We start from the raw sequence: 12,751 nt of genomic DNA on the forward strand, positions 1-12,751 counted from the left end.
CTCTGCTCGGTTCCTGGTGTGAGCGAAAGCGGCTATTTTGCTCAGGCAGTGGCCGCCCGGCCAGCCCTCGATAAACAGGGATATGATCTTATTGGCGCACATCCGCACACAGTTCACGACATCCAATGAAACTTATGGTTGCCCGCGCATGCATGTTGAACTCAATGAAGCCGGCCTTGATGTTGGCCGCCATCGTATTGCAAGATTGATGAGGGATAACGGACTGAAAGCATTGCAAAAACGGCGATATAAGAAAACCACAGATAGTAATCATGGTGGTCTGGTGGCTCCCAATCTACTTGATCAGGACTTTGCCTGTGACGGTCCAGATCAGAAATGGGGTGTTGATATCAGCTATATATGGACAGCGGAAGGCTGGCTCTATTTGGCAATCGTGCTGGACTTATTCTCCAGACGTATTGTTGGATGGGCGAGGAGTGACAGGCTCAAAAAAGATCTGGCGTTGACGGCTTTAAGCAGGGCAATTGCTCTTCGCAGACCACCTCCTGGCTTGATCCATCATTCGGATCGCGGCAGTCAATATTGCTCACATGACTATCAAACGTTATTGGGTAAGTACCACATCCTCATATCAATGAGCGGTAAAGGTAATTGTTATGACAATGCCATGGTGGAAAGCGTGTTTAAAACCATCAAATCAGAGATGGTATGGCGTACAGTCTTTCAAACACGCATCAGCGCTGAAAAAGAACTTGGCCGATACATCGATGGCTTTTATAATCCAATACGGCAGCACTCTTTATTGGGATATAAATCGCCAATAGGATTTGAAGCCATCACGGCCTGCACAGAGTGAAACTCTCTCAACTAATTCGGGCCAAGATCACTTTGTGAATACTGGCAATCTCTAATGTTAAATATCGACCATTCTTTACGTAAACAGGCTCGTCAAACAAACGATCGCTCACCTTAACCTCCTTTAAAAGAACGAAATATGTTGGAATGACGTGTTTGATTTAGTGCTGAAAAAACCCAATTCAAGGCAGTTTTTTTAAAAAGAAGGAACTTCTTACGGGTGCAGCGGTTCATCTTTGAGGAGGTGCCCTTATGAGCAGTTTTGAATTTGAATCCGTTTACAATGGTTCTGTCGTTCTAATCACAATTGGCGTTGTATTGATTGTATTTTTTGCATGGCAGTGGCGCCGCCGTTACCGGTCTCGAAAACAGCGGCCCAAATAGGTTCCTGACTTATCCCCGTCACGGTATGGCGTGGTAAAATCATAGAGTTGGAATCTCACTAAAAAATATGCCTCGCTTTAGCGGGGCTTTTTATTACCGAAAGGAAATGACATGACACGACGCATTAACGCGGCGGGGCTTTCGCACATCCAAAAATGGGAAGGTAAACGCCTGACAGCCTATCAGGATGTGGCTGGTATCTGGACGATTGGCTACGGCCACACATCTGCCGCCGGTGCACCCAAGGTGGTGGCAGGCATGAAGATCAATGATCAGGAAGCTGATCGTATTCTGCGTGCTGATCTGGCGAAGTTTGAAAAGCGTGTATCTGATCTGGTTAAAGTGCCGCTGAACGATAACCAATATGCTGCACTTGTTTCGTTCGACTTCAACACCGGTGCACTTCACAAATCCACATTGCTCAAAAAACTGAACACCGGTGATTACAGTGCTGTGCCAGCAGAACTGATGAAATGGGTCAATGCAGGTGGTAAACGGGTGCAGGGGCTGGTTAACCGTCGCGCAGCAGAGGCTGGGCTTTGGGTTAAGGGTGATTTCGTTTCCTCAAACTACGTTTCCCCTGAGCAGAAGAAAGACACTTTGCTTAAACCTGAATTGATTGCCTCAGCTGGTGGTTTGCTTTCAGGGCTTGGCGGTATGGCCGCAGGATCGTCACCAATTCAGTGGGCGCTGGCCATTATCATGGTTGGGGCTTTTGGTATCGGTGTTTATTTCCTGATTAAACGCATGCAGGAACAATCTGCATGAGGTTCACACTTCAACACATCACCGGCGCGATTATAGGAGGGGCAGTTTCAGGCCTCTTTTTTTATGCGCTTGGGGTTCATGACGGCAAACAGCAGGCAGTGCTTAAAGCTGCCGAGGCAATTAATCAGGCAATCCAGAATAGGGCAGGTATCAATGAAACAATCAACAATATGGATGCTGTGCGTCTCTGTGTTGAGCTTGGCGGGGTGCGCGACCAGTGCGAGCAATTGCGCGGGTTGGCAGAAGATCAGCCTTAAGCCTGAAACGGCTGTTTATGTAGCGCAGAATGATTCTCATGCTGGCAAATCAATTGCCGGTCACAATGCATATGGAAATAAAGCGGGATGTTGGTGATGGTGCCAAACGATAATGATTTCGATCTGCGTTCTCGTGTCGTCGGGAACGAGCATCAGATAACTGCCATGGCTTTACGCGTAACGTCTCTTGAGCAATGGCAGCGACAAGCTGAATTGGCAGATGCCCGTAAGGACGAGCAATGGAAGCGCATGGACAACCGGTTCAATGATTTGGAAAAGAAAATATCAGGGGTAAGTGAAACATTAGCAAAGGTTGTCTGGCTGATTATTAGTGCTTTAATTCTGGGTGTAATCAGTTTCATTATTAAAGGCGGATTTAACACGCTTTGATATAGTTTTTCTCAACACTTCGACAGGTTGTAGTGCAAGACGAGCTGCTTTGAGGCGGGCTGTTTTCGCGGCTCTCAATTTAAGCTCTTCATCAATTTCATTTTCGACACGAGTTTGAATTGGGTTATGTGATTGCGTTTTTTGAAATGCAATTTCTGCAGTTTCGCGAAGGGCGCTAAATGTATTTTTCATGAATTATCCATATGTAATTGGAAATAAAAAAGGCCAGACAATTTGTCTGACCTCAGTTGGTATTATTCTCTCATTAGTGCCAGTACATCCGTGGTCAAGAATGAGTAATACCGAATTATGCTGCTTGCAGATTGCAAGCTGACATTTTGCCTGACTTGTTGTCACGCTCTGTGTCGTATCCGATTTTCTGGCCTTCATTCAGTTGGGACATGTTCGCACGCTCAACTGCAGAAATATGTACAAACACATCATTGCCGCCATTATCAGGTTGAATGAAGCCGAAGCCTTTAATTGAATTAAACCATTTAACTGTGCCAGTGGTCATAATGAACCCTCTCTTAGCAATAAATAGGATGCTCCCAGCTCAATATGAACTGTGAGTGCGATAGCGATTTTTTGAAAGGGAAGGTTCGTTAAAGGCGCTAATGATGCGCAAGAAGCAAAGCTAAACAAGCAAATATCGATATCTATAATGTAGGCTCTATAATTATAAAGTCAACCCATGGTTTGGCTTTAAATAAAATCTCTACCCTTGCTTGTTATTGCTCTCTTTATCACCTTCATCTTTTTGCTCGTTGCAAAACCACTCAATTTAATGAGCCACGCCATTGCCATACGCATGTGCCCGTGGCATCCGCGCCCTTTGCATCGCGCGCGCTTTTCTATTTCATCCAAATAGAGTTGTCTTAATCTGCTTTTGCGCAGATCTGTTCGTGGGTGGTGTAGGTGAGGCGGTTGCGCTTGGCGCAAATTAGGCACTTCAGCTAAAGGCACATCTTCAGGCGGATGGTGATTATTATCGGAAATTATCATAAGCGACCCATTTCGCAGCATGTTTACGCGCTTCACAAGTGTGTGTCCGTTATAAACAACAATATAAATGGCGCTGTCATATACGCTCGTAATAGATGTATCCACCAACAAGACATCACCATCCCTGATCGTTGGCTCCATAGAGTCGCCTTTTGCGATGAGTACGCGAGCGTAGCGAGGATTTATATTTATGCCTCTAAGCCAACTCTCCTTAAAGGAAAGTAAATCAATAGTTTACTCAGAATATGGGAGCGAGCCGCTTCCAGCAGAAGCTTGAATGTCAAGCTGCGGAACAAGTGTAAATTGATCACTAATATTCGAATTGATGAGAACATCCGAAGCTCCTACTCCATCATATTTTTTGGGCCCTCAACCTGAAACTAGTCATTCAATACTGACTTGAGCGACATTTGCAATAATCAGTATTTTATCACCGCTAGGAATCTTGCCGTTGAAGTAACCGCGCATAGTCGCTTCCGGCATCTCGCATCTTTTTGCAAATGAGTTGACAGATTCGTCACCAACCGCCTCGCGCATTCTCGCTATAAAAGCCTTTGTATATTCAAAACAGATGAACGATCAGGTGACAACGATATCACATCGGAGAGGACAGGCATCTTTGCCGAGGCATTCGCTGAAATTCGACGCAGCGGTGAGAATGCCAGAGCAGAAGCAAAAGCGAACGCGCATCTTATTGCCGTAGCACCGGATCTGCTCGAAGCCGTCTACGCCGCCTTGCCATTCGTCGAGGATGCACTCAACTACACGGCATACAAAAAGGGGGCCGTCGCCAAACACCTCAAGCAAATGCGCGATGCTATATCGAAGGCGGAGGGCAGCCAATGAACGACCGGCAGCGCGTGAAAGCCAGCATTATAACGGCCCTCATTTATGGCATCACCAAGAACATGGGCCACTTCCAAGAAATCGATCAGGAAAAGGCCGATCACAATTTTATTGTGACGGCCAGCCGGTCGGCACTCTTAGAGCCGCAAGACGATCTCGACCCGAAGCGGGCCGCACAGATACGCCGCCGCCTTGATCGTCTTTACAAAAAACTGACGCCAGTTTTCGCAGACCAGCATAACGGCAAGTGCATGATGACCGTTTATTATTTGCTGGAAAACCTACTCGTCGAAGAACGCCTGTCGGTGAGTGCCGACACAACATTCGGGCAGTCGCTTGAAAAGTTCCTTGAACCGATCCAGCGCCTATTCAACATTCAAAAGCTAGATGCATCCGCCCAAAAGCAAGCCCGCCAGATCAGAGAGATGATGAGGCGTGAGGGATATTTCATTTGACCGGTGCAGTAGCGCCAAAGATAAAAATTATACGATAGGAATATGAACATGCTGGAAGTGTAAACAAAGTTATTTTGGTTGGTTATTTGGGCGCAGATCCTGAAATCCGCTGGTCAAACGGCGGCGATCCAATCGTCAATATGCGGATTGCCACATCGGAAAGCTGGCGTGACCGCCAGTCCGGTGAGCGACGCGAAAAGAGGGAATGGCACATAGTGGTGATCTTCAACGAGCATCTTGCCAAAGTTGCCGAGCAATACATCAAAAAAGGCACACAGGTCTATCTGGAAGGCGCGTTGCAAACTCGGAAGTGGAAAGACCGCGACGGCAACGACCAGTACTCAACCGAGATCGTTTTGCAGATGATCGGCGAACGCGGATCAAATGACGATGCAGAACGTGGGCGTGCGGAGCAACGAAGCAACCAGCAGTCCAGACAATCATATGGTGACCAATCTGGTGGCTCTAGCAGCCGCGATCTTGACGATGAAATCCCATTCTAGATGCGGAGGGCGAATAAGGTGGAAGTGAACAATAATGGAAAAAGGTTGCAGCACTTATTGACCTCGTCGGAGGCGGCAGAGTTTTTAAGAGTAAAACCAAACATCCTGGCTGAGTATCGGATGACTGGAGAAGGCCCGATTTACATTAAACAATCGGCAAGGCGAATTCTATATCGCCGCGATGATTTAGAAACGTGGCTGAATAAGCGTACATTTCAGTCAACAGCAGCCGCAACGGTGAGCGGTATTTAAGCTGAAAACCGAACTATAAAGCACAAAGCCCCCGCGTGATTATCGCTTCGGGGGCTTTTTATTTGGAAAAGTGATCGCAGCCTGTGGTTTAAAAGTGGCTTACTAGTGGCTTACTGATTTCAGAAGACCAAAAAATGGCGATAGTCTGCCATATTGTTTTTATTGCTTATGTATTTGATTTCTTTGGTGAAGTTTTGGTGGGTGCGACAGGGATCGAACCTGTGACCCGCTGATTAAGAGTCAGCTGCTCTACCAACTGAGCTACGCACCCACTCATGAGGCGATCACCTCAAGAAGTGATCGGTTCTATAAACAGATGTTTTAAGCCTGTCTACCCTATGTGTTTGTTTTTTTGATTTTTATGATCATTTTTTACGTTTTTACGCAATTTCCCTTTCCATAGGTTGTAAACAAGAGAAAACGGCATGGCATAGAGGTCGTGTTAATGTAATTTTGATAGGCTCGTAATGATTTTCAAAGCGGAATCAACGCGAATTGACCAGACTAAATTTAAACTTTTTAAAGTTTATTTTTTCAACTGGTTGTAAGGTTTTGTGCAGAGTGCCATATAAAACTGTCTGCTATTAATTTTAGACGTGATTTGCATATAAATTGCATAGGCTTTTAAATCCCAGTGCTTATATATAGCGAATAATGAACGATTCTCGGCCCGAACAACGGGTTGTTTTATGTGATTGTCAGGTGAACGTGATATTTGTCTGGTAATGCACTCAAAGCACCAGTTTGGGCTGTATGTATTGAGGGCTTAATGGAAAGCATTATTGGCGATCTGGGAAATTTTATCTCTGCGCACAAAGAATGGGCGGGGCCTATCGTCGGGATTATTGCATTTGGTGAATCGCTGGCCATTATTGGTATGTTTTTTCCCGCAACAGCAATCATGCTGTTGATTGGAGGTTTGATCGGCACCGGCGTAATTGATCCGATCCCTGTTATTATCGGTGCGATTATCGGCGCTGTTTTGGGCGATATAATTTCTTATTTTCTCGGCTGGTGGGTCGGGCGCAGCATTATCCATAAATGGCCGCTGAACAAACATCGAAGCGGTGTCGCGCGTGCGCGTTTGCTATTTCGCCGTTATGGTTTCTGGGCCGTATTCTTAGGTCGTTTTTTCGGCCCTGTGCGCTGTACTGTACCGTTGGTCGCAGGTATTATGTCGATGGATCAAAAACGCTTCCAGACGGCTAATATTCTGTCGGCCGTTGTCTGGGCGCCGGCGATGTTCTTGCCCGGTTGGCTTGCTGCACGCAGTGCAGGGATTTTGTCCCATATGAACGGTAATTCGATGGTCTTGATGACTGTAGTGATTACCGTTGTGACGACGGTATTTTCTATTTTTGCAGTGAAATATTTTAAAAATCAGCCACGACGTGTACGCAAACGCGGCATTCAAAAGACCATTTCTGAATAAGTTACAGGCTTTTTTTATCGTCGGGTCTTGATTGTAAAGGCTCCACTATACATAATATCAACTCCGGCAATCGTGCCGGAGCCCACGGGAAATACGGCAAAAGTGAACGGTTAAAAAAGTATGCGTTTGGTTTTTAACCAAAACACGTGTAAATATGCTGTTTTTCCTTCATTAGTAAGGTGTACTACGCTTTATGCCAGACGATAGTTCTGACGAATCTTTACCGCGAAGTAGGCAGGTTGCATTCGATGTTAACCTGCGCTCTTTTCTTTTAAAATTGAATTCCTATGGAAGCGGGCAGGCGTTTTTATGTTTGTTCAGGCTGTTGTATGCGTGGATTTTGCATCAACGGCAGATGAACCATGATCCGCATTTTTCAAGCAGGTTTTCTTGTCTGTCGGTTTATGCAAACCGGAGACATATTTTTCCTCGTAATCATTACGGCAGGATTTAACAGCCATGGAATGGATTGCAGACCCGAACGCATGGCTGGGTCTTATGACCCTCATTTTGCTCGAAATAGTACTTGGTATTGATAATCTGGTCTTTATTGCCATTTTGGCTGATAAATTGCCGCCGCATCAGCGCAATCGCGCCCGTTTGCTTGGCTTGTCGCTTGCATTATTGATGCGCCTTGTTTTGCTTGCTTCAATTTCCTGGATTGTGACGCTGAAACAGCCTTTGTTCAGCGCGCTTGGTTTTTCCTTCTCCGGTCGTGATTTGATTATGGCATTGGGTGGTGTCTTCTTGCTGGCCAAGGGCACGATGGAGCTGCATGAGCGCCTTGAGGGTGGGCACAAACAAGATGGCGGTCGAATAGGGCATGCGGTATTCTGGCAAGTGATTGCACAAATTGTCGTCCTTGATGCCGTTTTCTCGCTGGATAGTGTGATTACCGCCGTTGGTATGGTTGAGCATCTCTCGGTCATGATTATCGCTGTTATTATCGCGATGGGCGTGATGATGGTCGCATCTCGCTCTCTGATGGACTTTGTCAACCGTCATCCGACAGTGGTTATCCTCTGTCTCGGCTTCTTGCTGATGATTGGTTTCAGCTTGGTGATCGAAGGATTTGGTTATCATATTCCTAAAGGCTATCTCTATGCGGCGATCGGTTTCTCGGTTCTTATCGAGTCGGCTAACCAGATGGCGCGCCGCAACCGTGAGAAATTGGTGACCACCAATGATTTGCGCGAGCGCACAGCGGGTGCGGTATTGCGTTTGCTGGGTGGCGGGCGTGGCGGTGATGCCTTGTCGGAAACCGTCGATGTGATTGCCCATCATACGGCAAGCAGCGATGTGTTCCGTCCGGAAGAAAAAGAAATGATCCGTGGTGTGCTTGATCTTGGCGAGAGACCTGTGCGCTCGATCATGTCGCCGCGCAATGAAATTGAATGGCTTGATCTGGATCTGGATGAGACGAAAATTCACAGTATGATCAAAAAGCTCAATCACTCGCGTGTGATTATGGCACATGGCCAGATTGATGAATTCCAAGGGGTGGCCTTGGTAAAAGATTTGCTGATTGATTTAAGTGAAAACAACACAATCAATTGGGAAAAGCACATTAAGCAGCCACTGGTTGTACATGAAAACGCCAATGTTTTGCGGGTGATGGAACAGTTGCGAACATCACCGGTGCAGATGGCGTTGATCGTGGATGAGCATGGGTCATTTGAAGGTGTGGCAACACCTGCAGATATTCTGGAAGCCATCGCAGGTGAATTCCCCGATGAGGATGAAGTCAGTTCAATTGTGCGGCTTGAAGATAATAGTGGCTGGTTGGCTGATGGTTTTTGTGACATCCGCCGTTTGAGTGGTCTTGTCGGTCGTGATTTGGTGGATGAGGATGACCGCTACACCACTTTGGCAGGTTATCTCATCTGGCATCTGGGGCATTTGCCACAAGGTGGTGAAACGATAACCGCTGATGAATTGCAGTTTGAAATTGTCAGCATGGATGGCCGCCACGTCGGCAAGGTACGCATTACGCCGGTTGCGTCTGAATATGAATAATCGAAGAATTTAATTTTCGGATATTTAAAACCCCACTGATTTTAAGGCGACAAAATCAGTGGGGTTATTGACAAAAAACTTGAAAACCATGATGATTAATCAATTGTTAACCTGTGGTGATGAGCCGTTTAAGCTTTAATTTCCGCAAGTGAATTATGAAGCATCATGGATTTATGAGGGAGTTTCATGCGCTCTTTATCGGATTTTTTTCAAGAGGCTTTGGGTATAAAAGCATTGCAAAACAGTGCTGTGATGCATTTTTTTGTTAAAGTCAAAGCCAGTGCGGAAGAAATCGAACGCCGAAAACAGCGTCGCGAAAATCCGAGTGAAGAACATATGCTTTGGTGCTGGAAGCACCGCGGCATATGGTGAATTTTTAAATAATTGCTTCAAAAGTAACGCATGACGAGCCGTCTGTTGGCTCAACGCCATACTGATAATCGGCCGAGCGCTTGATTTGTTTGAAGCCTGCTTGTCTTAGCAAAAGCTCAAATTCGTAAACGCCCCACCAACGCAGACTGAAAAGTTCCAGCTCTGTTTTGACCAAGTCTCCTTTGTGCCAATGTTCATAGCGCAATTGTGAAACGGTTTTCTGAGCGAAATAATCAATCGCATAAGGCATTTCGGTCAGAACCAAAAGATCATCGCCGACCGGCCAATGGCGCACACGTGGTTTTTCTGCCTCATCAAGACGCGGATAAATATCGACAATCAGCTTGCCTCCCGGTTTGAGCGATGAGGCAAAATTTTGGACTGCACGTTCAATTTCTGCCGCATCTGTCATGAGCTGAAAAGAGCCGGCCGGAATGATGATTGCTGAATATGGGCGTTTTGCCTGATAGCTATCATAAGCAGCCTTGCTTAAATCCGATTTGAGATTGCGGGTTTTGAGTGCCTGCTCGCATAAATCAAGCATTTCTTGCGACAGGTCATAGCCATCTACCTCGATGCCGACTTCAAGAAGGGGAATGAGTATGCGGCCATTACCGGTTGCTGGTTCAAGCACAGGGCCATCAATATCTTTCAGACAATCACGATAAAATTCAACATCGCCGAATGATTTGCCGATTGGCTTGTCAATTTCATAAACCCATGAGGCCAAACGGCCATAAAGATTATTCATAATTTTTACTCAGACGTTTTATTTACCCACGATTGGCTCTGAATTTATCTTTGAGACGGTTAAGATCATCTAAACTCCAGTCTTGTAAATCCAGCACTTCACGCCATGCGTCAATATAATGCTCCCCAGCATAAACATGTCCATAACCCATAGGCGTTGTGGTTGCCATGGCTAAATCAAGTGCCAATTGCAAGAAGGTTACAACCGGATACCAACGGAATTCCGCGGATACATCGGGGCCACGAGGGTCGTCCATCCATGATGGTTTGCTATAAAGGGAAGAATATTCAAAAAAGACAATCGGATCACTGGCATATTGTAAATAGACCGTACGAATAGGCCCCCAAGGTGCAGATGCATTATTGAGGTTATCTTTTTGTGCAGTAAAGCGTACATAAGAACCATCACCAACCAACGGCAGCCATGATGGGCTGTCATGATTGCGTGCTTCGGTCATGGCGTGCCAAACGCTGCTCGGGAACGGTGGGCCGGCTAAAAGCGAACCTTGATAAGGGTCGCCAATAACTTCAAATAATTCAGCTGAACGCTCGGAGCTTAAGGCGCCAAGGCTCAAGCCATATAGATAAAGTTTCGGACGTTTATCTTTCGGCATTTTTGTCCAATGACGATAGACTTCACGAAACAGCGCACGAGCGGTTTTGCTGCCATAATCCGGCTCGAATAGCAGAGACAGCCAACTGGCAAGATAGGAATATTGTACCGCGACGCTGGCAACATCGCCTTCAAGCAGATATTCAGCCGGATTCATTGCTTCTGCGTCTACCCAACCGGTGCCGGTAGGGGTTACCACAACAAGGGATGAGCGTTCAAAACCACCAGCGCGGATAAGCTCTTTCAGCGCTAGTTTCGCACGCGCATCCACTGTATCAGCAGCATTCAAGCCGACATAAACCCGGATTGGTTCCATGGCAGGCTTATTGCGGAAGGCGCTGATGTCTTCTTGTGTCGGGGCATTGGCGATATATTCGCGTCCCTGACGGCCAAGATCGCGCCATGCAATGAGTGATGATTTACTGCCGGTTTTTAAGGGATCCAGTGGTTGTGCCGTATCTGGCTCCATCAACTCATCAAGTGCACGGAAAGAGGAATCAGCCATATGCAATGCACCGCGGAACAAAATACCTTCGCCGGCACTCCAGAAAATGGCGACCGCAATAATGCTGCCAAGCAGATAGGCCATTGGTTTGGGGGCAAAGCGCTGTGCATTGCGCGATGAAAAATGCATCACCCATTTGAACAGGCGTACAATGCCGATCAGAACTGTAAAAGTAATGGATGCAATCAGTGCGACATAAAAAGGATGTGCTGTTTCTACCGGCTCCAATTGCATCAATGCGCGGATGGAGTTTTGCCATTCAGCGGTGCGCCAAAGAAAGATGATCAATACAGGAATGCAGAAAGCACTCCCGGATATTTTAAGGAATCGCCGTATTTTCGGTTGAAAGCGCGGCAGTTCCAGTCGTTTCCAAAGAGCGGTAAAAAAGACACCAAGGCCATAGCCCGCGGCTAAAGTGACACCTGAAAGCAGACCTTGCATAAGGTAGGTTCTAGGGAGCAGGCTGGGGGTCAGCGATGCTGCAAAAAACAATGTGCCTATCAACAGGCCGATCGCGTTGAACGAGTTCCAAAGTCTTAAAAGCCCGTGGCGCATCGCATACCCCTTATAGCATTATGCAATTATAGTGTCACATACGACACTTGCGGCAATGCATAAAATAAAGAACAGGAGCAGCGATAATTATGGCCTTGACCTGCAGGCTACTCTTGTTTTGTCATTACACGGGTGAATTGACATGAAAAAGCAGTACTTGCAATGGTTAGCTTATCAAAGGGTTTGCTTTATGTGAGCGGATAAAGCGATTGTGTCCGGCTGATGATTTTATCAATCGGACACAGGTTTAGATTTATTCAGCCGACATTTAAATGGAGCTGTGCTTGCGGTGATTGCAAGCCGGCAGCCAAAATTGTACCTTCCGGCCAATGATTGAAACCACTGGCAGGATTGATGTGGCCGGAAAAACCCAGGTCAACAAAGCCGGCTCCCCAAACACGTGACAATGCTTTGGCTTTATTGAAGCTCATATATTCATCATTGCGACTGGCGACAACAATGGAGGGGAAGCTTAATTGCTCGCGCGGTAAGGGGGTGAAACTTGCAAAGCGGGAATCTTTTTTCGTCATCGTTTCGGCATCGGCAGGTGCGACCAGTAATGCACCGGCAACATGTGCGGCTGCCGGACGGCTGCTTAAATGGCTGACAAGGATGCAACCCAGACTATGAGCCACCAAAACCGCCCCCGGATTTTTAACCAGTTTGGCTTCCAGCTTGTATAACCATTCGGAAAGTACCGGGTAATGCCAATCATCTTGCTCGACAATTTGGGCATTGTCGTCATCTTCAAGCCATTGGCGTTGCCAGTGACCTGCTTCAGATCCCTTAAAACCGGGAATAAGTAAAGTAGCAGACATGTCATAACCCTTTG

At 46.6% G+C, this 12,751-nt stretch carries 18 protein-coding genes, 1 tRNA gene and 1 pseudogene; 11 read left to right on the forward strand and 9 right to left on the reverse strand.

All coding sequences use genetic code 11. The annotated features are described in order from the left end of the window. From JNC77_RS06140 to JNC77_RS06155, 4 genes and pseudogenes are all read left to right on the forward strand, one after another. Positions 1-817, forward strand: a pseudogene (locus tag JNC77_RS06140) (IS3 family transposase); the annotation flags it as partial. A 494-nt stretch (positions 818-1,311) separates the two neighbouring features. Next, positions 1,312-1,968 (forward strand): lysozyme, encoded by a 657-nt coding sequence (locus tag JNC77_RS06145; RefSeq protein WP_374830570.1) that lies wholly within the window; start codon positions 1,312-1,314, stop codon positions 1,966-1,968. Beyond that, positions 1,965-2,225, forward strand: coding sequence for a hypothetical protein (locus JNC77_RS06150; RefSeq protein WP_374830572.1), 261 nt, complete (start codon positions 1,965-1,967; stop codon positions 2,223-2,225). The genes JNC77_RS06145 and JNC77_RS06150 overlap by 4 nt, the downstream gene beginning before the upstream one ends. 87 nt (positions 2,226-2,312) lie before the next feature. Then, positions 2,313-2,615: a hypothetical protein gene (locus JNC77_RS06155; RefSeq protein WP_374830574.1), complete on the forward strand. Its 303-nt coding sequence runs from the start codon at positions 2,313-2,315 to the stop codon at positions 2,613-2,615. On the opposite strand, the gene JNC77_RS06160 is transcribed toward JNC77_RS06155, so the two are convergent. The 4 genes from JNC77_RS06160 to JNC77_RS06175 all read right to left on the reverse strand — a co-directional run bounded on the left by JNC77_RS06160 (position 2,562) and on the right by JNC77_RS06175 (position 4,157). Next, positions 2,562-2,807 carry a hypothetical protein gene (locus tag JNC77_RS06160; protein WP_374830576.1) on the reverse strand — a complete coding sequence of 82 codons (246 nt, stop codon included), beginning with the start codon at positions 2,805-2,807 and terminating at the stop codon, positions 2,562-2,564. The two genes, JNC77_RS06155 and JNC77_RS06160, sit on opposite strands and share 54 nt — an antisense overlap. Before the next feature lie 115 nt (positions 2,808-2,922). Continuing rightward, positions 2,923-3,132 carry a cold-shock protein gene (locus JNC77_RS06165; protein WP_374830578.1) on the reverse strand — a complete coding sequence of 70 codons (210 nt, stop codon included), beginning with the start codon at positions 3,130-3,132 and terminating at the stop codon, positions 2,923-2,925. Positions 3,133-3,320: 188 nt separating this feature from the next. Then, complete coding sequence (locus JNC77_RS06170; protein ID WP_374831111.1) at positions 3,321-3,851, reverse strand: S24 family peptidase; 531 nt, start codon at positions 3,849-3,851, stop codon at positions 3,321-3,323. A gap of 153 nt (positions 3,852-4,004) precedes the next feature. Next, entirely contained in the window at positions 4,005-4,157 is a 153-nt protein-coding gene (locus JNC77_RS06175; RefSeq protein WP_374830580.1) for a helix-turn-helix domain-containing protein, read from the reverse strand. A 102-nt stretch (positions 4,158-4,259) separates the two neighbouring features. Between JNC77_RS06175 and JNC77_RS17650 the strand changes: the two genes are divergently transcribed. From JNC77_RS17650 to JNC77_RS06190, 4 genes are all read left to right on the forward strand, one after another. Beyond that, positions 4,260-4,466, forward strand: coding sequence for an XkdD/Y8K6 family phage-associated protein (locus JNC77_RS17650; RefSeq protein WP_510186615.1), 207 nt, complete (start codon positions 4,260-4,262; stop codon positions 4,464-4,466). After that, on the forward strand, positions 4,463-4,921 hold the full coding sequence (locus tag JNC77_RS06180) for a hypothetical protein (protein WP_374830582.1): 459 nt from the start codon (positions 4,463-4,465) through the stop codon (positions 4,919-4,921). Before JNC77_RS17650 ends, JNC77_RS06180 begins: the two co-directional genes overlap by 4 nt. A gap of 86 nt (positions 4,922-5,007) precedes the next feature. Further along, positions 5,008-5,424, forward strand: a complete 417-nt coding sequence (ssb, locus tag JNC77_RS06185; protein WP_374830584.1) for a single-stranded DNA-binding protein — start codon at positions 5,008-5,010, stop codon at positions 5,422-5,424. An 18-nt stretch (positions 5,425-5,442) separates the two neighbouring features. After that, positions 5,443-5,676: a helix-turn-helix domain-containing protein gene (locus JNC77_RS06190; protein ID WP_374830586.1), complete on the forward strand. Its 234-nt coding sequence runs from the start codon at positions 5,443-5,445 to the stop codon at positions 5,674-5,676. A gap of 195 nt (positions 5,677-5,871) precedes the next feature. On the opposite strand, the gene JNC77_RS06195 is transcribed toward JNC77_RS06190, so the two are convergent. Beyond that, positions 5,872-5,947, reverse strand: a tRNA-Lys gene (locus JNC77_RS06195). A 498-nt stretch (positions 5,948-6,445) separates the two neighbouring features. Here JNC77_RS06195 and JNC77_RS06200 point away from each other — a divergent pair. Beyond that, a complete protein-coding gene (locus tag JNC77_RS06200; protein WP_374830588.1) occupies positions 6,446-7,108 on the forward strand; it encodes a DedA family protein in 663 nt (220 codons plus the stop codon). 317 nt (positions 7,109-7,425) lie between these two features. On the opposite strand, the gene JNC77_RS06205 is transcribed toward JNC77_RS06200, so the two are convergent. After that, on the reverse strand, positions 7,426-7,569 hold the full coding sequence (locus tag JNC77_RS06205) for a hypothetical protein (protein WP_374830590.1): 144 nt from the start codon (positions 7,567-7,569) through the stop codon (positions 7,426-7,428). Here JNC77_RS06205 and JNC77_RS06210 point away from each other — a divergent pair. Both JNC77_RS06210 and JNC77_RS06215 read left to right on the forward strand, forming a co-directional pair. Continuing rightward, the gene (locus JNC77_RS06210) at positions 7,568-9,124 is read left to right on the forward strand and encodes a TerC family protein (protein ID WP_374830592.1); all 1,557 of its coding nucleotides are present in this window, start codon (positions 7,568-7,570) and stop codon (positions 9,122-9,124) included. The two genes, JNC77_RS06205 and JNC77_RS06210, sit on opposite strands and share 2 nt — an antisense overlap. A gap of 186 nt (positions 9,125-9,310) precedes the next feature. Further along, the gene (locus JNC77_RS06215) at positions 9,311-9,496 is read left to right on the forward strand and encodes a hypothetical protein (RefSeq protein WP_374830594.1); all 186 of its coding nucleotides are present in this window, start codon (positions 9,311-9,313) and stop codon (positions 9,494-9,496) included. Positions 9,497-9,500: 4 nt separating this feature from the next. On the opposite strand, the gene JNC77_RS06220 is transcribed toward JNC77_RS06215, so the two are convergent. From JNC77_RS06220 to JNC77_RS06230, 3 genes are all read right to left on the reverse strand, one after another. Continuing rightward, positions 9,501-10,247 (reverse strand): class I SAM-dependent methyltransferase, encoded by a 747-nt coding sequence (locus JNC77_RS06220; protein ID WP_374830596.1) that lies wholly within the window; start codon positions 10,245-10,247, stop codon positions 9,501-9,503. Positions 10,248-10,269: 22 nt separating this feature from the next. Beyond that, on the reverse strand, positions 10,270-11,919 hold the full coding sequence (locus tag JNC77_RS06225; protein WP_374830598.1) for an alpha/beta hydrolase: 1,650 nt from the start codon (positions 11,917-11,919) through the stop codon (positions 10,270-10,272). A gap of 257 nt (positions 11,920-12,176) precedes the next feature. Then, complete coding sequence (locus JNC77_RS06230) at positions 12,177-12,737, reverse strand: alpha/beta hydrolase (RefSeq protein WP_374830600.1); 561 nt, start codon at positions 12,735-12,737, stop codon at positions 12,177-12,179. Between the last annotated feature and the right edge of the window lie 14 nt (positions 12,738-12,751).

This window comes from Paenochrobactrum pullorum (genome assembly GCF_041929845.1).
Classification (GTDB): domain Bacteria; phylum Pseudomonadota; class Alphaproteobacteria; order Rhizobiales; family Rhizobiaceae; genus Paenochrobactrum; species Paenochrobactrum pullorum.

Bases quoted from the DNA above. Each gene is read 5' to 3' on its own strand.
- JNC77_RS06145 (WP_374830570.1), top strand. From the start codon at position 1,312: ATGACACGACGCATTAACGCGGCGGGGCTTTCGCACATCCAAAAATGG.
- JNC77_RS06150 (WP_374830572.1), top strand. From the start codon at position 1,965: ATGAGGTTCACACTTCAACACATCACCGGCGCGATTATAGGAGGGGCA.
- JNC77_RS06155 (WP_374830574.1), top strand. From the start codon at position 2,313: ATGTTGGTGATGGTGCCAAACGATAATGATTTCGATCTGCGTTCTCGT.
- JNC77_RS06160 (WP_374830576.1), bottom strand. From the start codon at position 2,807: ATGAAAAATACATTTAGCGCCCTTCGCGAAACTGCAGAAATTGCATTT.
- JNC77_RS06165 (WP_374830578.1), bottom strand. From the start codon at position 3,132: ATGACCACTGGCACAGTTAAATGGTTTAATTCAATTAAAGGCTTCGGC.
- JNC77_RS06175 (WP_374830580.1), bottom strand. From the start codon at position 4,157: ATGCGCGAGGCGGTTGGTGACGAATCTGTCAACTCATTTGCAAAAAGA.
- JNC77_RS06180 (WP_374830582.1), top strand. From the start codon at position 4,463: ATGAACGACCGGCAGCGCGTGAAAGCCAGCATTATAACGGCCCTCATT.
- JNC77_RS06200 (WP_374830588.1), top strand. From the start codon at position 6,446: ATGGAAAGCATTATTGGCGATCTGGGAAATTTTATCTCTGCGCACAAA.
- JNC77_RS06210 (WP_374830592.1), top strand. From the start codon at position 7,568: ATGGAATGGATTGCAGACCCGAACGCATGGCTGGGTCTTATGACCCTC.
- JNC77_RS06205 (WP_374830590.1), bottom strand. From the start codon at position 7,569: ATGGCTGTTAAATCCTGCCGTAATGATTACGAGGAAAAATATGTCTCC.
- JNC77_RS06215 (WP_374830594.1), top strand. From the start codon at position 9,311: ATGCGCTCTTTATCGGATTTTTTTCAAGAGGCTTTGGGTATAAAAGCA.
- JNC77_RS06220 (WP_374830596.1), bottom strand. From the start codon at position 10,247: ATGAATAATCTTTATGGCCGTTTGGCCTCATGGGTTTATGAAATTGAC.
- JNC77_RS06225 (WP_374830598.1), bottom strand. From the start codon at position 11,919: ATGCGCCACGGGCTTTTAAGACTTTGGAACTCGTTCAACGCGATCGGC.
- JNC77_RS06230 (WP_374830600.1), bottom strand. From the start codon at position 12,737: ATGTCTGCTACTTTACTTATTCCCGGTTTTAAGGGATCTGAAGCAGGT.